18 protein-coding genes are annotated in these 16,314 nt (G+C 52.4%); 17 read left to right on the top strand and 1 reads right to left on the bottom strand.

Going from position 1 to position 16,314, the window contains the following annotated elements; translation table 11 throughout:
- Positions 1–21 precede the first annotated feature (21 nt).
- The 17 genes from VOY09_RS05895 to VOY09_RS05815 all read left to right on the top strand — a co-directional run bounded on the left by VOY09_RS05895 (position 22) and on the right by VOY09_RS05815 (position 14,847).
- A complete protein-coding gene (locus VOY09_RS05895) occupies positions 22–345 on the top strand; it encodes a hypothetical protein (RefSeq protein ID WP_322893471.1) in 324 nt (107 codons plus the stop codon).
- Positions 346–358: 13 nt separating this feature from the next.
- Positions 359–1,945 (top strand): hypothetical protein, encoded by a 1,587-nt coding sequence (locus VOY09_RS05890; protein WP_322893470.1) that lies wholly within the window; start codon positions 359–361, stop codon positions 1,943–1,945.
- Positions 1,946–2,171: 226 nt separating this feature from the next.
- A complete protein-coding gene (locus tag VOY09_RS05885) occupies positions 2,172–2,480 on the top strand; it encodes a head-tail joining protein (RefSeq protein WP_322893469.1) in 309 nt (102 codons plus the stop codon).
- A gap of 71 nt (positions 2,481–2,551) precedes the next feature.
- Positions 2,552–3,007 carry a hypothetical protein gene (locus VOY09_RS05880; protein WP_322893468.1) on the top strand — a complete coding sequence of 152 codons (456 nt, stop codon included), beginning with the start codon at positions 2,552–2,554 and terminating at the stop codon, positions 3,005–3,007.
- 10 nt (positions 3,008–3,017) lie between these two features.
- Complete coding sequence (locus VOY09_RS05875; protein ID WP_322893467.1) at positions 3,018–3,761, top strand: hypothetical protein; 744 nt, start codon at positions 3,018–3,020, stop codon at positions 3,759–3,761.
- Entirely contained in the window at positions 3,761–4,159 is a 399-nt protein-coding gene (locus tag VOY09_RS05870; RefSeq protein WP_322893466.1) for a hypothetical protein, read from the top strand. The genes VOY09_RS05875 and VOY09_RS05870 overlap by 1 nt, the downstream gene beginning before the upstream one ends.
- A complete protein-coding gene (locus VOY09_RS05865) occupies positions 4,159–4,377 on the top strand; it encodes a hypothetical protein (protein ID WP_322893465.1) in 219 nt (72 codons plus the stop codon). The genes VOY09_RS05870 and VOY09_RS05865 overlap by 1 nt, the downstream gene beginning before the upstream one ends.
- Positions 4,370–6,853: a phage tail tape measure protein gene (locus VOY09_RS05860; RefSeq protein WP_322893464.1), complete on the top strand. Its 2,484-nt coding sequence runs from the start codon at positions 4,370–4,372 to the stop codon at positions 6,851–6,853. Before VOY09_RS05865 ends, VOY09_RS05860 begins: the two co-directional genes overlap by 8 nt.
- On the top strand, positions 6,853–7,386 hold the full coding sequence (locus VOY09_RS05855) for a hypothetical protein (protein ID WP_323811269.1): 534 nt from the start codon (positions 6,853–6,855) through the stop codon (positions 7,384–7,386). Before VOY09_RS05860 ends, VOY09_RS05855 begins: the two co-directional genes overlap by 1 nt.
- Positions 7,386–9,224: a hypothetical protein gene (locus VOY09_RS05850; protein ID WP_322893462.1), complete on the top strand. Its 1,839-nt coding sequence runs from the start codon at positions 7,386–7,388 to the stop codon at positions 9,222–9,224. Before VOY09_RS05855 ends, VOY09_RS05850 begins: the two co-directional genes overlap by 1 nt.
- Complete coding sequence (locus tag VOY09_RS05845) at positions 9,221–11,710, top strand: RCC1 domain-containing protein (RefSeq protein ID WP_322893461.1); 2,490 nt, start codon at positions 9,221–9,223, stop codon at positions 11,708–11,710. Before VOY09_RS05850 ends, VOY09_RS05845 begins: the two co-directional genes overlap by 4 nt.
- Before the next feature lie 86 nt (positions 11,711–11,796).
- Positions 11,797–12,027: a hypothetical protein gene (locus VOY09_RS05840; protein WP_322893460.1), complete on the top strand. Its 231-nt coding sequence runs from the start codon at positions 11,797–11,799 to the stop codon at positions 12,025–12,027.
- Between the two features lie 21 nt (positions 12,028–12,048).
- Positions 12,049–13,359, top strand: coding sequence for a hypothetical protein (locus VOY09_RS05835; protein ID WP_322893459.1), 1,311 nt, complete (start codon positions 12,049–12,051; stop codon positions 13,357–13,359).
- A 39-nt stretch (positions 13,360–13,398) separates the two neighbouring features.
- On the top strand, positions 13,399–14,076 hold the full coding sequence (locus tag VOY09_RS05830; RefSeq protein ID WP_322893458.1) for a peptidoglycan-binding protein: 678 nt from the start codon (positions 13,399–13,401) through the stop codon (positions 14,074–14,076).
- Positions 14,076–14,318: a hypothetical protein gene (locus VOY09_RS05825; RefSeq protein ID WP_322893457.1), complete on the top strand. Its 243-nt coding sequence runs from the start codon at positions 14,076–14,078 to the stop codon at positions 14,316–14,318. The genes VOY09_RS05830 and VOY09_RS05825 overlap by 1 nt, the downstream gene beginning before the upstream one ends.
- Positions 14,315–14,608: a hypothetical protein gene (locus VOY09_RS05820; RefSeq protein ID WP_322893456.1), complete on the top strand. Its 294-nt coding sequence runs from the start codon at positions 14,315–14,317 to the stop codon at positions 14,606–14,608. Before VOY09_RS05825 ends, VOY09_RS05820 begins: the two co-directional genes overlap by 4 nt.
- A gap of 5 nt (positions 14,609–14,613) precedes the next feature.
- Positions 14,614–14,847: a hypothetical protein gene (locus VOY09_RS05815; RefSeq protein WP_322893455.1), complete on the top strand. Its 234-nt coding sequence runs from the start codon at positions 14,614–14,616 to the stop codon at positions 14,845–14,847.
- Positions 14,848–14,896: 49 nt separating this feature from the next.
- Here VOY09_RS05815 and VOY09_RS05810 read toward each other — a convergent pair whose 3' ends face one another.
- Positions 14,897–16,024, bottom strand: a complete 1,128-nt coding sequence (locus VOY09_RS05810; protein WP_322893454.1) for a hypothetical protein — start codon at positions 16,022–16,024, stop codon at positions 14,897–14,899.
- Positions 16,025–16,314: the final 290 nt, after the last annotated feature.

The following is a 16,314-nucleotide window of genomic DNA, read 5'->3' as shown; positions in this document are numbered from 1 at the left end:
CCATTCATGCGAGGCGCGTACATGATCCGCACCCAGACTAACCAGAACGGCGAGGCCGTGGCTCTCTCTGCGCTGAACTCCGACGCCGGCACCTTGCTTGCTTTCACTGAAACCGCAAGCGCATCTACCTCCATTCTTGAGCCTGGCGTCTATCTCGTCAGCGCTCTCGACGCCGCCGCATTCGTGCGTATCTCAGCCACCGGCGCGGCCGGCATCCTTGCTGGCTCCTTCCCGCTTCCTGCCGGGGCTGCCACGCCGATCGTTATCAAGACCGGACAGCGCATTCATGCGCGCGGCGTCGATGCCGCCGGCACGCTTTCAATCATCCCCTTCGAGAACCAGTAGTAAGGATTATCATATGCTTGGCGGAATCAGTGCAGGCTTTGCCTCTGGCGTGAAGAAATACGAGAGCGTAGATAACCTGCCCTTCACTGGCGTGAAGCCAGGAACTCTTGCGCATGTTGCGCAAAATACGCAGGGATCGGGAGCTCTATATCTCTGGACCTGCTCAGCTGAAAGCGGTGCGCCGGCAGGCTGCGGGGCTTGGAATAGAGTTGCGACTGTCAACTCCGCACCCGTCATTACAAGTTTTCCAGACATCGGGTATTTCATCGATACTGATGATGGTCAAATCAATGTAAAAGTCGAAGCGTTCGATCCTGACGGATTGCCGCTCCAGTTCTCTGTCGTCGGACTTCAAGAAGAACAAAGCACGATCGTTGTTGATCAGACAGCGCCTGGTGAATTTTCATTTTCACTGACTGAGAGCGCGATGAACAGTGAGCTTTTCAAATCATTCGATATCGGGATTTCAGTTTCAGACGGCATGTCGATCGCGGCAGCTCCGCTTTTCGTGAGAGTCGAGTCATGGAGAGGACCTCGCGATATTTCTGAAGCTGATTTTGCCGGATCATTTGACAGAGGTGAACAAACTCCGACATTTGACGTCAGCAGATTTGGCATTGAATGTTATGCAAAGAATAATTCATCTGGAACATTTATTGATATCTCGAATCAGTCATATCAGTTTGATGTGGGGAACGCGCATTTTGTAAAGTTCATCGACGATGAAACCGTTGTTGTCGCTTCAGATAACTACGTTTTCACATTCGGAGTTTCAAAGGCTGGTATCATTACGTCACAGAGCGCAAATCTTACATCGATTTCGGGTTCTGAGATCAATCAAGGTATCGTGTCTGATTCATATAGACGAATTATGCATCACGAAGATGATCGACTTTTTATTGCAACTCCTATCATTGAAGATGGCATTCATGTTCGCGATGTCGTGGAACTTGTGCAACTTGTGCAGCTTGAAGAAAATGATGGTGTGACGACTCCAGTTCTTCTGTCGACATTTGACATAACAAGCGGAGTTTCTGAGCGGAAGGGATTGAACGGCATTGCATTTGATGCCGTGAACAGTGTTGCATACTTCTCCTTTCCTCGCACTAATGAAAATCTTGTTGCTGTTGACTATAGCGACCCAAGTTCTCCATCTATCATTCAATCGGGTAATGATTTCAATTACCCTGATGCCGGTGCAGCGACGGGCGGACAAATGGCTTATGGCGTTTTCATGAGAAATAGCATGCTCTATCTCGTGACGATCACAAGGCTTGAAGTTTACACCACATCCGCGGGTGGTGCAGAGTTTCAAAACTCTATCGCAGTGCCTGTTTATGATTCTCTTTTTGCTGGCTATCCACAGATCGACGGCAGATTCATTTACATGCCTCGCAACGATGCAGTTTATGTCTTTGCTCTTGAGCGTGAAAAGGGGTCACCTGAAGATTCTCAGTCCTACCCGCTCGAAGTTGGCTCATTGCCAGTTTCTGAAGTGACAGAAGTCGTATTGGCCGGCGGTCTGGCATATCTCATGAGCAGAAATATGAACGGCGAGACAATCACAGCATACGGTTCACTTCAATATGAACCGGCGTGATCAATCATCACTTTTGACCGGCTGCGCGCATCTATCAGTGCGCGCATCGATCGCGTTATTCTTTTTAATGGCTTTGCCAAACATTGTGATATTCCACGTGATTGAGCCAATCATCGGCATCAACGAGGATTCTGTGAGATCAGCCGCGCACTATGTGTCATGCGTAAATTCAGGAGCACCTGTCACAGATTGTGCAATTAAACTTGTTTTGGAAATGGACAGATAGATGAATGGTCTTTTCGCTGCTCTCTCAGGATTGATGATGTCGACTTTCAAAGACCCCAACCGCGGCACATATACCCCGGCATCCGGCGGTCAGGCGGTCGAGATCGATTTGCACTTTGACAAGGAATACAAGCAGGTCATCGAGCAAGAGGGCGTCTTCGTTGAAGTCACGAAGAAGGCAGCAACTGTGAAAGCTACTGATGTCCCTGCACCCAGGCACGGCGATACTCTTGTTTTTGGTAGCGACACTTACACAGTTCGATCGATTATCCCGTCCGGCGGTCTGACAACTCTCATTCTGTCAGAATAGCGCCCGGGGGCAGCGAGTTGGTAATGGCGCACTGTTATGTTATAACTAATGTTGAAAGCAGAGAGTGATAGATGCCGGACACAAATCAGCATATCAGAGCACAAGTGCGCGGCGCGATTGCGGCCGCGCTTGTTCCGATTTCTGAGACTGGCGGGCGTGTGTTTCAAGCTCGTGCATGGCCGCTCGAACCAGATGACTTGCCTTGCTGGCTCATCCATGTCGATGGCGAGCGTATCGAGACAAAGCAGACCGGCCGCCTGGCGCGTCAGACACGGACTGTGGCTGTGAACGTCGTCTTGCTCTGCAAGCACAGCGACAGCGTCGAAGATGAAATGGACGATATTTCGGCACAAGCTGAAGAGCTTCTTTTATCAGATCCCGCGATCTGCGCGCTGACTCGCGAATTCACTCTTGATGCAACTGAATCCGCATTGAACGCGGACGGATCCATTGTTGTTGGCCAGACTCGTCTAGCTTTCAGCGCAACAGTCACAACAGTCGCCGGCGCGCCGCGCGACAGAGCATAGGAGGCGCGCGATGCGGCCACTTTCGAATGAGCTTTATACAATTCCGAAGGCGGAGATCTTCTTCCGAAAGTCTGGACAGCCCGCCTTCCAAAACTTGGGTGACGCTGACGCATTCACGCTCGAGATTGCTGTCGAAGAGAGCGAACGATATGCGAATAACCGCGGCACGCGGACGCTTGTGAAGCGGACGGTGACGCAAGTTGATGCATCTGTTTCGATGACTCTTGTGCAAATGACAGCATTCGCGCGTGCGGCGTCGATGATGGCAGACGCTGAGGTTATGTCTCAAGCGGCTGTACAAGCCGCTGAATTCGAAGAAACCTTTGCAATCGACGGTATCTATAAGACGCCGCACTTGAAAATTTCCAACCTTGTCTTCAGTGACGATGTGGGGCCTCTTGATCCGCAGCCAGTGGCGGACGTTGACTATGTCCTTGACGCTGATGCTGGCATCATCGAGTCGATCACGCTCGACGGCATGATGACTGTCTCATATGCCGCCGCTGCGATCGATGGCGGACACAAATCTGGCATCGCGAACAACCCGACACTTCGTGGAGAATTCATGATCCGTGGCGTCAATGATGAGGGCGTGCGCTCTTTAGTGCGCGTGTGGGATCTCGAAGTTCGCCCCGCATCCGCCCGCGCGCTGATCTCTGAATCTGACAACGGGACGATCGAGCTTTCGGGCTCCGCATATCCCGTCGCTGGAAAGCCGCAGGGTTATTCTATTGGCTCGGAGGAGACACTGTAATGAGCAATCTGATCGCGCTTGCCGGCGTTGGCAAAACTGTAACCATCCGCGGCCACGATATCACTGTCATTGGGATTTCAGCGCGCGGCATCTCCGTCCTGCTTTCCCGCTTTCCTTCTTTGCTTGAAGCTATGAATGGTAAAGGCCTGGACGGTGCTGCGCTGATGAAGCTCGGCCCGGACATCGTGGCAGCTCTGATCGCATGGGGAACCGGTACGCCGAACGATGAAGCTGCTGAAGCTGCGGCTGACAGTCTCGATATGAACACTCAGCTCGCATTGCTTGAAGCGATCATCTCCGAAACTTTCGCCGGCGACATGCCGGGTTTCATCAAGCGCCTGACCGGACTCGCAGCAGGCGCAGGGGTAGAAGTCGGGCAGGAGATCGCGGCGGAATAATGTCTGAGCTTGCGCAAGCTGTGCATGACATCGCTTGCGCATACGGATCTCTCGATGCCGCGCTATCGATGACGCCGCGCCAGCTCATCGCTGCGCAGCTCTGCAATGTCCGAAGACGTTCGAACGATCTGTCAGACATGCTCAGCATACAGCGCACAGCTGCTCACGGCAGTGCTGACGACATGAAGAAAACGATGAAGGAATTGTCGCGTGGCTGAACAAAAACTGGTTCTACGACTTTCCTCCGCGGGTCTAGGCACTGTTCGCTCAGCTCTTCGCTCTGTGAGCAGCGGCATCAGCAATGTGAACCGCAGCTTGCGCATCGTTGCATCTGCCGGCCGCACCGCCGGCCGGGCGGTCTCATCGATCAACACGGGTATGAAAGCCGTTGCCCGGCAATCATCTATTGCAGCGCTTGGGATTGCGGGTGTCGCAACTGCATTTTCAGCAGTGACCAGATCTGGAGTTGATTCAGTTGCTGAAACCGGCCGTTTTGCGCGATCTGTCGGGCTTACCGTTGAACAATATACTGCACTGCGTTTTGCCGCGCAGCAAGCCGGCATGGATGTTGATGGACTCAACGGTTTTCTGATCAACCTCGCGGACAAGGGGTTTGATGCCTTCAACGGCAATGTCGGCTCAGCTGAACAACTTGCGGATCTTGGTGTTTCTGCTGTCGATGCAGAGGGGAACCTGCGGCCTCTCTTCGATCTTTTCCTCGATCTGGCGGACAGCGTCGCGAGTATGGAAGACGGCACGAAGAAGACCGGTGCTTTGTCAATTTTTGCCGGTGATGACGGTGCTCGTTCAATCGACTTGCTGAATCAAGGCTCTGAAGGGATTGAGCGTCAGATTGTCGCCGCCAAAGATCTTGGTCTCGTCGTAACGGAGGCTCAAGCCGATCTTGCTCAATCGACGAGAAATTCGATTGAAGGCTTGTTTGCAACGATCCGCGCGACGCGCGATGAAGTTGCGCTTGTTTTCGCGCCTGACCTCGCCCGCGGCTCGGACGCCCTGGCCGCCGCTTTATCGAACAATAGAGAAGAGATCGTCAGATTTTCAGAAGCTGGCGCTGAAAAGGTCAGGGATCTGATCTCTGATCTCTATGCCGTTTTCTCCGGCAAGGGGCAGCCGAAGTCTGACTTTCTTGCGCGCAACGCGCAGAACATCCGAGACATCGTATCTGCTTTGACCGGCAACACAGCCGCTATTCAGAACCCGAACATCCTGGCCGCGCGCGCAGATTTGATCGGCTTCGGTGAGGCGGCTTTCGAAGCCATGCGGGCTGTTGGCCGGGCTTATCTGTATCTGAAAGATGTCTATTCAGATTTCAAAGCAATCATGTCGGGTGAGGGCTCGATTGATACGCAATTTATGAAAGACAATGCTCAGAACATTAGTGATATTATGTCCGCTATTCGCGGAGACAGAGAAGCTATTGAGAATGGCGCAATAAAAGCCGCCTATGATATTCTTGTTGGTCTCGGTAATACTGCAGTAGTAGTCGCCCTTGTCCTTGCTGATATGTTCAACACGATTGCTGGAAACACTGATGCGCAGATGTTTACTGACTTTGGTAAAATCTTCAACGGTATGTACACCAATTTTATTAAGCCTACGAAAGATTTGATCGAGAATGCTGTTCTGGGGCTTGTTTGGCTTTTTGAGCAAGCCCTTGGTGAAGGCGGTGCGGCATGGTTTGCTGTTGGCGGACTTATCTTTATATTAACGCAATTCAATAACATAGTTGGACTTATTCAAACAACTGTTGCATCACTTGGAGCGATCAAGGCATTCTTTGCCCTGATATCCAGTACAGCAGCTTTTGCGTCATTCACTGCTAACTTAGCAGCTTTTTGGGCATCAATTTCGGCTTTTGGTGCCGGCGTGGCGGCAGTTTTTACACTCCCTATAATTATTGGGATTGGTGCTGTTATCGTCGCTCTCGTCGCTCTCTGGTATTTCTGGGACGATATCGTAGAGATTTTTTGGTGGGCAATGGGACAAATTAGTGGTGGCCTCGCTATCGCTGCAGATATTTGGAATAATTTTTGGACTGGAGCATCTGAAGGATTCAACAGAAGACTTCAAAATATTACAGATAGGTGGAACAACTTCTGGGGTAGCATATGGGGTAAAGACGAAGATGAAGAATCTTTTGACTGGATAGATACTGAACTGAGTGAATCCATGAACACAGCTATCGCAAATGCGACTGAGCTTTGGGAAGGCTTTCAAAACACACTTGTCGGTCGATCTCTTATGAATCTGGGGGCTTACTTCGGATTAGTTGACTCCCCCCAGCCAACAGTCTCACGCAGCGCCGGCGGGATGATCCAGGGCGCTGGATCTGGCACGTCTGACAGCATCCTTGCTCGCGTATCAAACGGCGAATACGTCGTCCGGGCTGCCGCCGTGCGCAAGTTCGGCCGAGGATTGCTGGACAACATCAACAACGGTTTTCTGCCGGCTTTTGCGACAGGTGGCCTGGTTGGTATGCCGTCTCCTATCCTTGCTGGGTCCTTCGATAGCTCTGGCATGTCCGGCGGCGGCGGCCGGCCCGTCATGCTGAACATGCCTGACGGCAGCAGAGTCAATCTTCGCGGCGATTCCGACGTTGTCGGTAAGCTTGAAAAGAGCCTGCGGAAATCTTCCACATCTTCTACAACTCGCAATCCTGGGTGGTATAAGTGATGACATCTGAAACAGAAGGCAGAATTTTCGTATCGGGCTCAGTTGCTGATATCTTTTTCCCGCCCGGGTCTGCTCGTGGGATCAGCACTAGCATCGAGCAAATTGAGTCAGGCGAGCTGCGCAGGACAGTCAACGGAAATCTTGTCGATCTGACACGCGAAGAGCTTCGCAAATATGCGATCTCTCTGTCCTGCGATGGCATGTCACTACCTGGCTTTGACAGTGTCTGGCGCGGCATGATCTGCACGATCACGCCACCGGTGCGCTGGATCATCAAAGTCGAGCCCGGCCAAAACAGCGTCACTTTTGCCCGCCCCGCTGCGAACGCAAAGATGTTCGATGCGGAAACAAACAACCCGTTTCCCGATCCGATAATAGGGTCAAACGGCACTTCAGCCACATTTTCGGCACAGGCTAGCGTGGCATGGATCGAATATCAGCCGATCTTTCAGACGCGTGTCGTGGGTCGTTCTGAGAGCTCCGAGGAATGGGAAGCATCCGCGACATGGTCGCTTGAGCTCGAGGAAATCTGATGATCGGTAAGATATTTTTTGCATGGGTCAGCAATGATGAAGCCTTCAATCCGTCTGTTCATAATCGCGAAGATGAAGATGTCTTCAGTATTCGCATTACTGAAGAGGAAGGGCATTTTGCGACAGCTTCAGTGACGCTTGAAAATCCTCGGGTGGGTTTGCTGTCCCCAGCCCGCAAGCAGCGTGTCTTCATATCCGCAGAGGTTGGGGGTGATGTGCAACTTCTGTTTGCCGGAAGAGTGGTTGGCGTGCCCGCTAATATTACAGGCATGACAGTCGATATCGAGTTCATCGCGAGACCTGATGATCATGCAGCAGTGCAATCTGCATTCATTGAGACGCTGAAGCTCTTGCCGAACTATCACGCAGCATTTGTGTCTGATGCTGAGCGCACGGATGCAACCGCAATCCTCGAAAGTTTTCCCGCCCTGCTTCATTGGGATCGCACAACTGGAGCGCTGAGTCTTGCTGCAATTGCAAATGACGGCACACAGCCTGTTGTTGATGTTGCTGACAACTTTTTAGAAGACTCGCTTGATATCTCATTCACGTCATCGCCGATCAACAGCGTGATCATCGATCTGGAAGTTTCATACTCACAGACAGTCCCGTGCATTTCCGTGCCCTGGTTTCGTGATCCTGACGGCGGCCGGGGGGGCGTGTGGGGCGAAAATCTGATGAGCGTTGACGGTCTTGCAACGTTCACGCCAGACGACCTCGTCGCCTCCTGGCCTCGCCCCGGCGACACGCTTGACGGCGGCTGGCGGGTGTTGGGGGCATATCTGGAAACGGATAGTCAGGACATGGTCTCGTTTTCAGTTTCCGCTGATATCGCGCCGCCGCGCGATGCTGAATTTACCGGTGACACCTATGCGGTAGACTTCTTCTTGAACAAGATGCGCGGGAACCTTGTGGTTGATGGTTTCTATGAGCAGCCGCGGCGCGAGACCATGCTGATCGAAGTGATATCAGATCTGCAGGGGATAGTTGAATTTGCGGCGCCAGAGGTGATTTCTCTCTCAGTTGAAGGCGCTGACATCGCGCCATCGGAGTCAGCATTTCTTACTCAGTCTTACCGCGCGCCGCAAGATGACGGGAACGGCTATGTCACGAGCTTTCAAACGTTCACAATACCAAAAGCTGCTCTCGCTCGTCCGATTTTGTGCAACGATCTCGCGCTGTCGGGCCCGCTCCTGACAGCCGCCCTCTGGCGGGCAAGAGCACGACTGGCCAAAGCAGCGCGATGCATCACAGCGACTTTTGATGTTCCATTCGAAGTCGCCGCATCACTTTCGACGGCATCAGTGTGCCGCATCGCAGATCCGCGGATACCTGGCGGCGCGATGACGGGGAAAGTGGAAAAGCTTGAGCTTGAAATTGACGGATCCGGGCGCTGCATCGGCATGGTCCAAATCGGCGCAAGCATTGGCAGAGCGGTAACTGCGACAACACCGACAGTCGCGAATATCGCTGCTGATGTCCCGTTCGAGCCAGCGATTGTTACACGCTGCCGCAATATCGGGCCGGACGATGGCACTTTTGCTGTCGCCTCAGCACAGCTTCGGAATGATGGAGATGATCAGGAAGATGTTCTGGATGAGACTGATATCGAAGACAGTTTAGCGAGATATGCGGAATTGGGGTACAAATGGGCACAAGAGCCGGACGACGGTTCAGCTCTCGAAGTCCTGGAGCGCAGCTTGCAAGAAGTCCCGACGCAGCTCGATGCACAGTTCGTGTCGATCGAGGCTCGTGACGAAACGATCACGCAAATAACAGTAACTCTCTCTAGCAACGCTGATGTTGTCAGAGACATGGACCTGGAGTCCGCAACATGAGTATCGAAGAATATATCCGCCAGACACAGCTTGTGCCCGCGCAGCAGCCGCGCAAGAAGAAGACTGGTGCTGATCGCTCAACCGGTGCGCGGACCGCGCGCGGCGGCCCGGCGGCAATCAAAGCGAAAGGTCAGACACCGTTTGAGAAGAAGAGAGCAGCTCTTGAAGAAGAAGAATTTCTTCAAGACATTGAAGATCTTGATCTCATCGATGCTGAAGGTCTTTTTCCTCGCATTGATGATTATGAATCACCAGGAATTTTTGGAAATCCTGGCAGGCAGCCGGACTATACAATCGGTGGCGTTGACGAAAACGGTGTGTTCATTGGGCCGCCGCCTATCGGCGGTCATACGGAAGAGCTGGTCGTCGGATCTGGGCAGGGGGCGGGCACAGGCTTCCGTGGCTATCTGTATGTCGCCGGAGAGCAAATCAACGGCGAGTTTGGTATTGGCGTGCCCGGTGCTTTCAATTTTACGCCTGCGAGCATCGTGCCAGGCGTGCCGCGCATGCGAAATGTCGGCGCCGGTCCCCGGGCGACATATGCTGTCAGTGATGCATATGTTATGCATGTGGCGGGTGAAGGAACGCTGAATGATGGTGAAATTATTCCTGAAGTCACTCCGACAACGGGCGCGATGCCAGATATCATTGATTATGTCGACGCCGGTCGGAGATATGTGACAAGCACTCCCTTCGCTCTTTCAGCAACAGAAGGAAGTCTCGCAACAAGTGGCGGCAGCAGTCGGCAGTTGGTATCAAAAAGATATGCAACACCGTTTACATTGCCGTCTGCGGCTTTGGTAAAGAGTGTCTATATCGACTCTCGCCAAGCAAACAACGAGCTTCCCGAAAGACTATTTACGACCGCCACACCCGTCATTGCCGTCATTCACGCCGGAACAATGGCCGAATTTCTTGACGGAACGTCAACGGTTTTCGCAACACTGAGCTTTACCTCATCGACGCCGTCTCAGCCGATTTTTGTAACTGATGACGGATCTGAAGTTCTTCTCCCGCCGGGTCAATATGTTGTGGATATCGACTGGACGCTAGCTGATTTTCGCGTCTCAAGGTATAACGCTCAGAATGACTTCGTCGGGCAAACACTTGAATTTGACGGATCGGAATGGACGGAGTGGTTCGGAACCAATTCTGCAAACTTTTACTTGCAAACAAGTGATACGGAAAATGCGAAGATCGTTCGCCTGGAATCTGCCTTCCCTCCTGTAGAATCAGGACATACGGTCGGAGTCCGCATCGCCGTTAGATCTGTTTTTAAGAAAGAAAGAATCGGCGTTCAGATTCGAAGAGGCCGTCTGTCGAGCGCAGATCCTGTCATCTTAGCTCGCGGAACAGCAGATATTGATCCTGATGACTTCGCGATCGGATACGGCTTTGTTGACGTTTTTTTTGACTCGCCGATCACAGACGCATCAAACTCGGAAATTGTTATCGACACTTTTGGCGGAAGCTTTGAATTTGGTGCATCTGCCACAACATCTGGGGCGAGACTTTCATCTATTTCCTCGAAGGGCTCTCGGTTTACTCAGCCGCGCAGATTGGCTTGTGCTCCAATAACGATCCCGGCCATAGCCAATGCACCGCAGGCTTCTTACGGAAGAAACCTGGGTCTGGCTGTTGTTGATCAAGTCGTTGCAAAATTTGTCGCAGAAGAAACTCGAACTGCATTCAGCGGCTCATTGCCAATCGCTGCAAGTGAAAATGGTGCGGCTGTCGGTGACATGACGACCGGCAGCATTGCGGGTCGTGAAACGGACGGATGGTCAAAGTGGCTTGAGAAAGACGGTCTAATCGCCGTCCGCCCGGATCTTCTTGCGCTTGATTATAGTGATGGGTCCGGGCTGTTTCACAGATACGACAAGCTTGTCGGCTTTGGAGATTCAACACTGGGAAGACTGGGTTTCTCGGGGATATCGAGCGAGCTCAGAGCTTCATCTGCTCCAGCTCAGCGTGTCAGGCCCAGGGCTGCCATTTCGCCACTTTCATCTGTCATTCGTTATGAAGATCGCCTCTGGGGTGCGGGGAATGCTCGTGTTGGGGACTGGAATGCCATTCCGCAAATGGGGATTGGTTCACAAAGCAACCCTTTGTTTTCGAACGACTTCAAAGTCATCTCGAACATCAAAGTTGCGTTTGATGCATGGGATCTTGGCGGAGATCTTAACGAAAGCTTCTTGCTTTTTTCGACCTCCGCCGGTCTCTACGCAACTGGCAAAATGGGCACAGCATTTGAGAGAAATCAGATTGCACTGATCTCGCCGATCGCATTCAGCTGGATCCGATGCGGATATCAACACGCACTGATGATGACGGCGGACGGCGATGTCTATGTGATTGGCTCAAACAGCCACGGTCAGCTCGCCCTGCCGCTTTCAATAGAGTTCGTGGCAGAGCCTACTTTTCTGGCCGGCGGGTTCTCGAAAGCATTCGCAGCTATGAATAAAAGCTTCTTCATAGCGGTGTAACGAAAACGTGTATGCGTTTTTCTAAGCGTGTACATATGTTAAAGTTGTTGAAAGCTGCGAGAGTTAAAAACATGACGGATTCCGAGATGAGACAGATTGCGCAGGAAGCTGCAGACCGTGCCGTTTCACGCGTATTCCAAAATCTCGGCGTCGACCCAAACAGTCCAGACGACATTTTCCAACTTCGATCAGACATTGAATTCCTGCGCCAGGCGCGCCGAGGCACAAGCTACGGGCTGAAGACTTTCTTTTCAGCACTCGTTGCAGCGTTGGGCATGGCCGCTTGGCTTGGATGGGATGCGCTGATCGGCAAATAACCAAACAAATAAGGATCTGCTATGCCGAACACTTCATCAGCAAAACTTGAAAAAATCGCCAAAGTTTTCAAAAAAACAGGCTCAGTCGGACAGACTGCAAAGACGATGGAAATCCCGAATACGACCATGATCCGCACTATCGCTGCGGCATATCGCGAGGGCTTTCTCGACGACTCTGACATCGCAAGCTCGTTGAGCGTTCAGCGCGAAGTCCGCGCATTCGCGCCAGTCGAAGAGCCCCGCGAAGATATCGAAACAGAGCGGCGGAAACGCGTTGCCGCTGAGCGCGCGGCGAATGAAGCCCGCGCAAGTCTGCGCAAACAGGATCTTGCAGATGCTGAACGCGATGTTGTTCTTGATATGCTGCAGGACGTTTTTGATACGCCGATCCAAAAGCCGAAGTGGCTGATCCAGCCGAAGAAGGCCGGCGCCGGACAGTCGGTGCCAGTTGTGATGTTTTCCGATTGGCACCTCGGTGAAACAGTCAACCCGCGCGAGATACACGGCGTCAATGAGTTCAACGTCCGTATCGCCCGTGCTCGTGTGCATGAGCTGGTTGAGCGCGTTGTCCATCTGAGCCGTAATTATATGGGCAATCAGCAGTTCCCTGGTATTGTTGTGCCCCTACTTGGCGATTTCGTATCAGGCGAGCTGCATGCTGAGCTTGAAGCGACAGATGAGCTGTCCGTTTTGCAGTCGATACCTGAAGCCGTTTCTCTTTTGCAATGGGCGCTGGAAACCTTGGCTGACGAATTTGGCGCCGTTCACTGCCCTGCCGTCTGCGGCAACCACGGCCGGGTCTTTGACAAGCGCCCTCGGGCCAAGGGCTACGTTCACCGCAACGCGGATTGGTTGATCTATGCTCTGCTGGACAAGCATTTCAAAGATGATCCCCGCGTTACGTTTTCATACGGCGAAGCAAACGAAGAATTCTTCGAGATCTATGGCATCCGTTTCCTTGCGGCGCACGGTGATCATCTCGGCGTAAAAGGCGGTGATGGTATCATCGGCAGCCTTGGGCCCATCATGCGCGGCGCGATGAAAGTCGGCAAGTATAGCCGCAGCATCGGACGTGAGTTCGACCATCTCATCATCGGTCACTGGCATCAGCCGCTGTGGCTTCCGGGCGTCATCGTCAATGGCGCCCTCAAGGGCTGGGACGAATATGCCAGCCGCTTTCTGAAGGTCCCAGCCAACAAGCCTGAGCAGTCCTTGTTCTTCGTGCATCAAGACCGCGGCATCACAACTCGGTTCGAGATCACGCTGGGGGAAAACGACGAACGTGGAGCACCAGACCAGACGCAGCCGCCAAAATGGCTTTCTGCTGCATGATTTGTTGATTTCAGAGAGAAAAAGAAAGCGCAGGTATCTATGAATATCCGTCAAGCACAACATAGGCTATCATCTAGGAATGTCCGTCAAGCACAACATATACTCGCTTCTGCCGGCCACCCCCCAGGGCCCTTTGATGGGCTTTGGGGGCGGCAGACTGCCGCCGCAGTGATGTCTTTCCAGCGCGCCGCAGGGCTGCGCCAGACTGGTCAGCTTGATCGTGATACGATTGCTGCGCTTTCATCTATCCCGGGGCTGAAGGTTATCTATCAGGGCAAGGCAAGGCATGTTGTCGACGAGATCATCATGCATTGCAGCGCGACGCGGCCGCTTTGGATGTCTGACAGGACATTTGCTGAGAGGTTCGCAGAGATCCGGCGCTGGCATGTCAAAGAACGTGGCTGGCGAGACATTGGCTATCACTGGCTGATAGACCGGGATGGCTCGATCCTGCCTGGCCGTGCTGAAAATGTCATTGGTTCTCATGTGATGGGCCAGAACTCCGGCACGATTGGGATCTGCTTGCTTGGGGGTCACGGATCATCTGAGCGTGACAGGTTCTCCGACAACTTCACAGTTGCTCAGGATACTGCCGCGCGCTGGCTGATCGATGACATCAAGAGCAGGACGACGATCAAGCGGGTATCTGGCCATAACGAATATGCTGCCAAAGCCTGCCCCGGTTTCCAAGTCGCCAAATGGCTGGCGGCCGCGTGATGAGAGATGACGTCAAACGGTCCTGGCGGATCAGGCGCCGCGTCATCATCGCGACCCTGGTCTACTCCGCCCTGGGGGTTGGTTACCTGATCATTTTTGGTGAGGATCTCCGGCTTCATGAAGCGATCGCCAACGGCTTAATCCTGCTCGCGGGTTCCGTTGTTGGGTCATACGTTTTCGGTGCTGCGTGGGATGACATGAACGCTGACAAAGACAGTCGATCAAGAGGATATGAAGAATGATTTTCGCAAGCATGAAGATTGCGGCTCTCAAAGCTGCCTTACCCCTGTTTGTTGTCACGGCTGTCAGCCTGGCCGGGTTGTTGCTTTGGCAGTCCAGGTCGTCCGCCCTGGACGATCTGCGCGCAGCTGAAGACCGCTTGGCGACAATAGAACAGATTGTTCAGGTGGAGCGTCAGCGCCGCCTTGATGCCGAGCAGATCGCCGCGGACAGGCGCTATCGGGACGACGCTGTCGCGCAGGTGCAGGATGCCTGTATCGACACTGCGCTGCCGTCCGGTCTGTGGGAGTGATTGTCATGAAGTGGTTTCTGTTTTTCACATACATCAGCCTGTCAGCCTGCGCGCCTGCCCGCTTCTCTGAGATCGAGACGACGGCTTTCGAATGCCTTGATCCAGACGACCGCCGCCGGCTGGGACCTGGTGATACGTACAGGGACCTTGCGCGCGCCCATTCTGAAGCGGTGGCGGGCTGGCGAGACTGCAAAAGCGCAGCGGAAGCTGCTGAAGACCTTTTCAGCCCTGATGAATGAGGAAGGGCGGCCAGTGGCCGCCCTTTTGGTTTTCATAGGGTGATGCAGGTCAAGAAGGATCAGCGTATTTCGAAAGCTCCTTGACGGCCTCTTTGATATTTTTTCGCGCATCCTTGGCACGCTTGGCCAGATATCTGTGCATATCTTCGTCAGCCCCTACCTGCATTTCAGAAACGTTTTTTGATTTCCTGATCGCATCGAGAAGATCAACAGCAACGTCCTGGATTTCTTCGTCCTGACAGCTTGAGCTAATCAACTTCACAAGGGATTCAGCGGTATCAATGCGAAATTCGCAGGCACCATTGGCACCATTATCCACGATTTCAACTGCGGTCTGGATCCATCCTCGGATCATGAGAATGTTTTCGATTTCGCTCATAGCAGTCTTCAGCTTTGTCCGGGCTTCTTTAACCGACCCGACAAAAACTTTCTGGATATCATGGTAGAGCGCAGAGTCAGTGGACACGCTAATCATCTCTTCACACGTATAGAGACAGTAAATGGGATCAGAGCTTTCTGAAGCGCCCCATCCCACACGCTCCTCAGCCTTCACTACAGAATTGATCGCGTCATAGAATGCCAGAAACATCATATGCTGTTTGAGCGTATCCGCGGCAGGAAACATGCAGGCGTTACGGGCGTGATCTTGTGCATCAAAAATCAATGAACGATCACCGGTCTTGAAAAATGCTTTCGTAGAACTGATGGCTTCCACCATAAAGTCATACGGTGACATATCGACTGACTCCTTGCCAGAACGTTCATCGAGAAGCTTCTCGACGGCGAAAACAGTGTCAACAAGCACGCCAAAAGTCTCATCACACTCACCGGCCTGTCTCTCGATCATGCGCAAAATGGCTGGCATGGTGAAAGCTGAACCAATCTCGAAGCTATTCCAACCAGGCGAGCGCTTGGCATTCTCGATATCTGTTTGAGCTTTGATGATGAAGTCCAGTTCGTGCGTGTCGTAGTATCGCCGCACATTGGCAATCATCTTGCGGAGGTGCATGTCGGATGACTCAGACGAGTCATCCTCTTCTTCTGAGTCCTTTGCATCGTAGCCAGGCTGTTGAGGGATACCGTTGGGAACTTCCGCGCTGCATGCGTCATGGAGCGGCTGGGGATCGATCTCTGAGATGATACGCTTTGCGATGTCGTTGATGATCTGGTCGTACATGGTTGTTTTCCGTTTTTCATAGAGTGATATGCGCAGATTATTCTGCGTACCTCAGAGATGTTGCGATCTCTTCATCAGCGCAAGCCCCCTCTGCGAAAATATACAAATAGAATATCTAACAAAATCAAATAATTAGATGGCATTATGTATTCAAATACATAATATTAGACACACCCAAAAGTTCAGCTACCCTGATCTACTTTCTTTAAAAAAATTCATAAAATCAGTATGTTGAAACCCATTGCTAATCTTCCGAAAAGAAGTGATCATATCCTTGATTTTTACAAGCC

This window comes from Yoonia sp. 67-2, assembly GCF_035117555.1.
Taxonomy (GTDB): Bacteria; Pseudomonadota; Alphaproteobacteria; order Rhodobacterales; family Rhodobacteraceae; genus Yoonia.
This window is presented reverse-complemented; position numbering and strand designations above follow the sequence as displayed.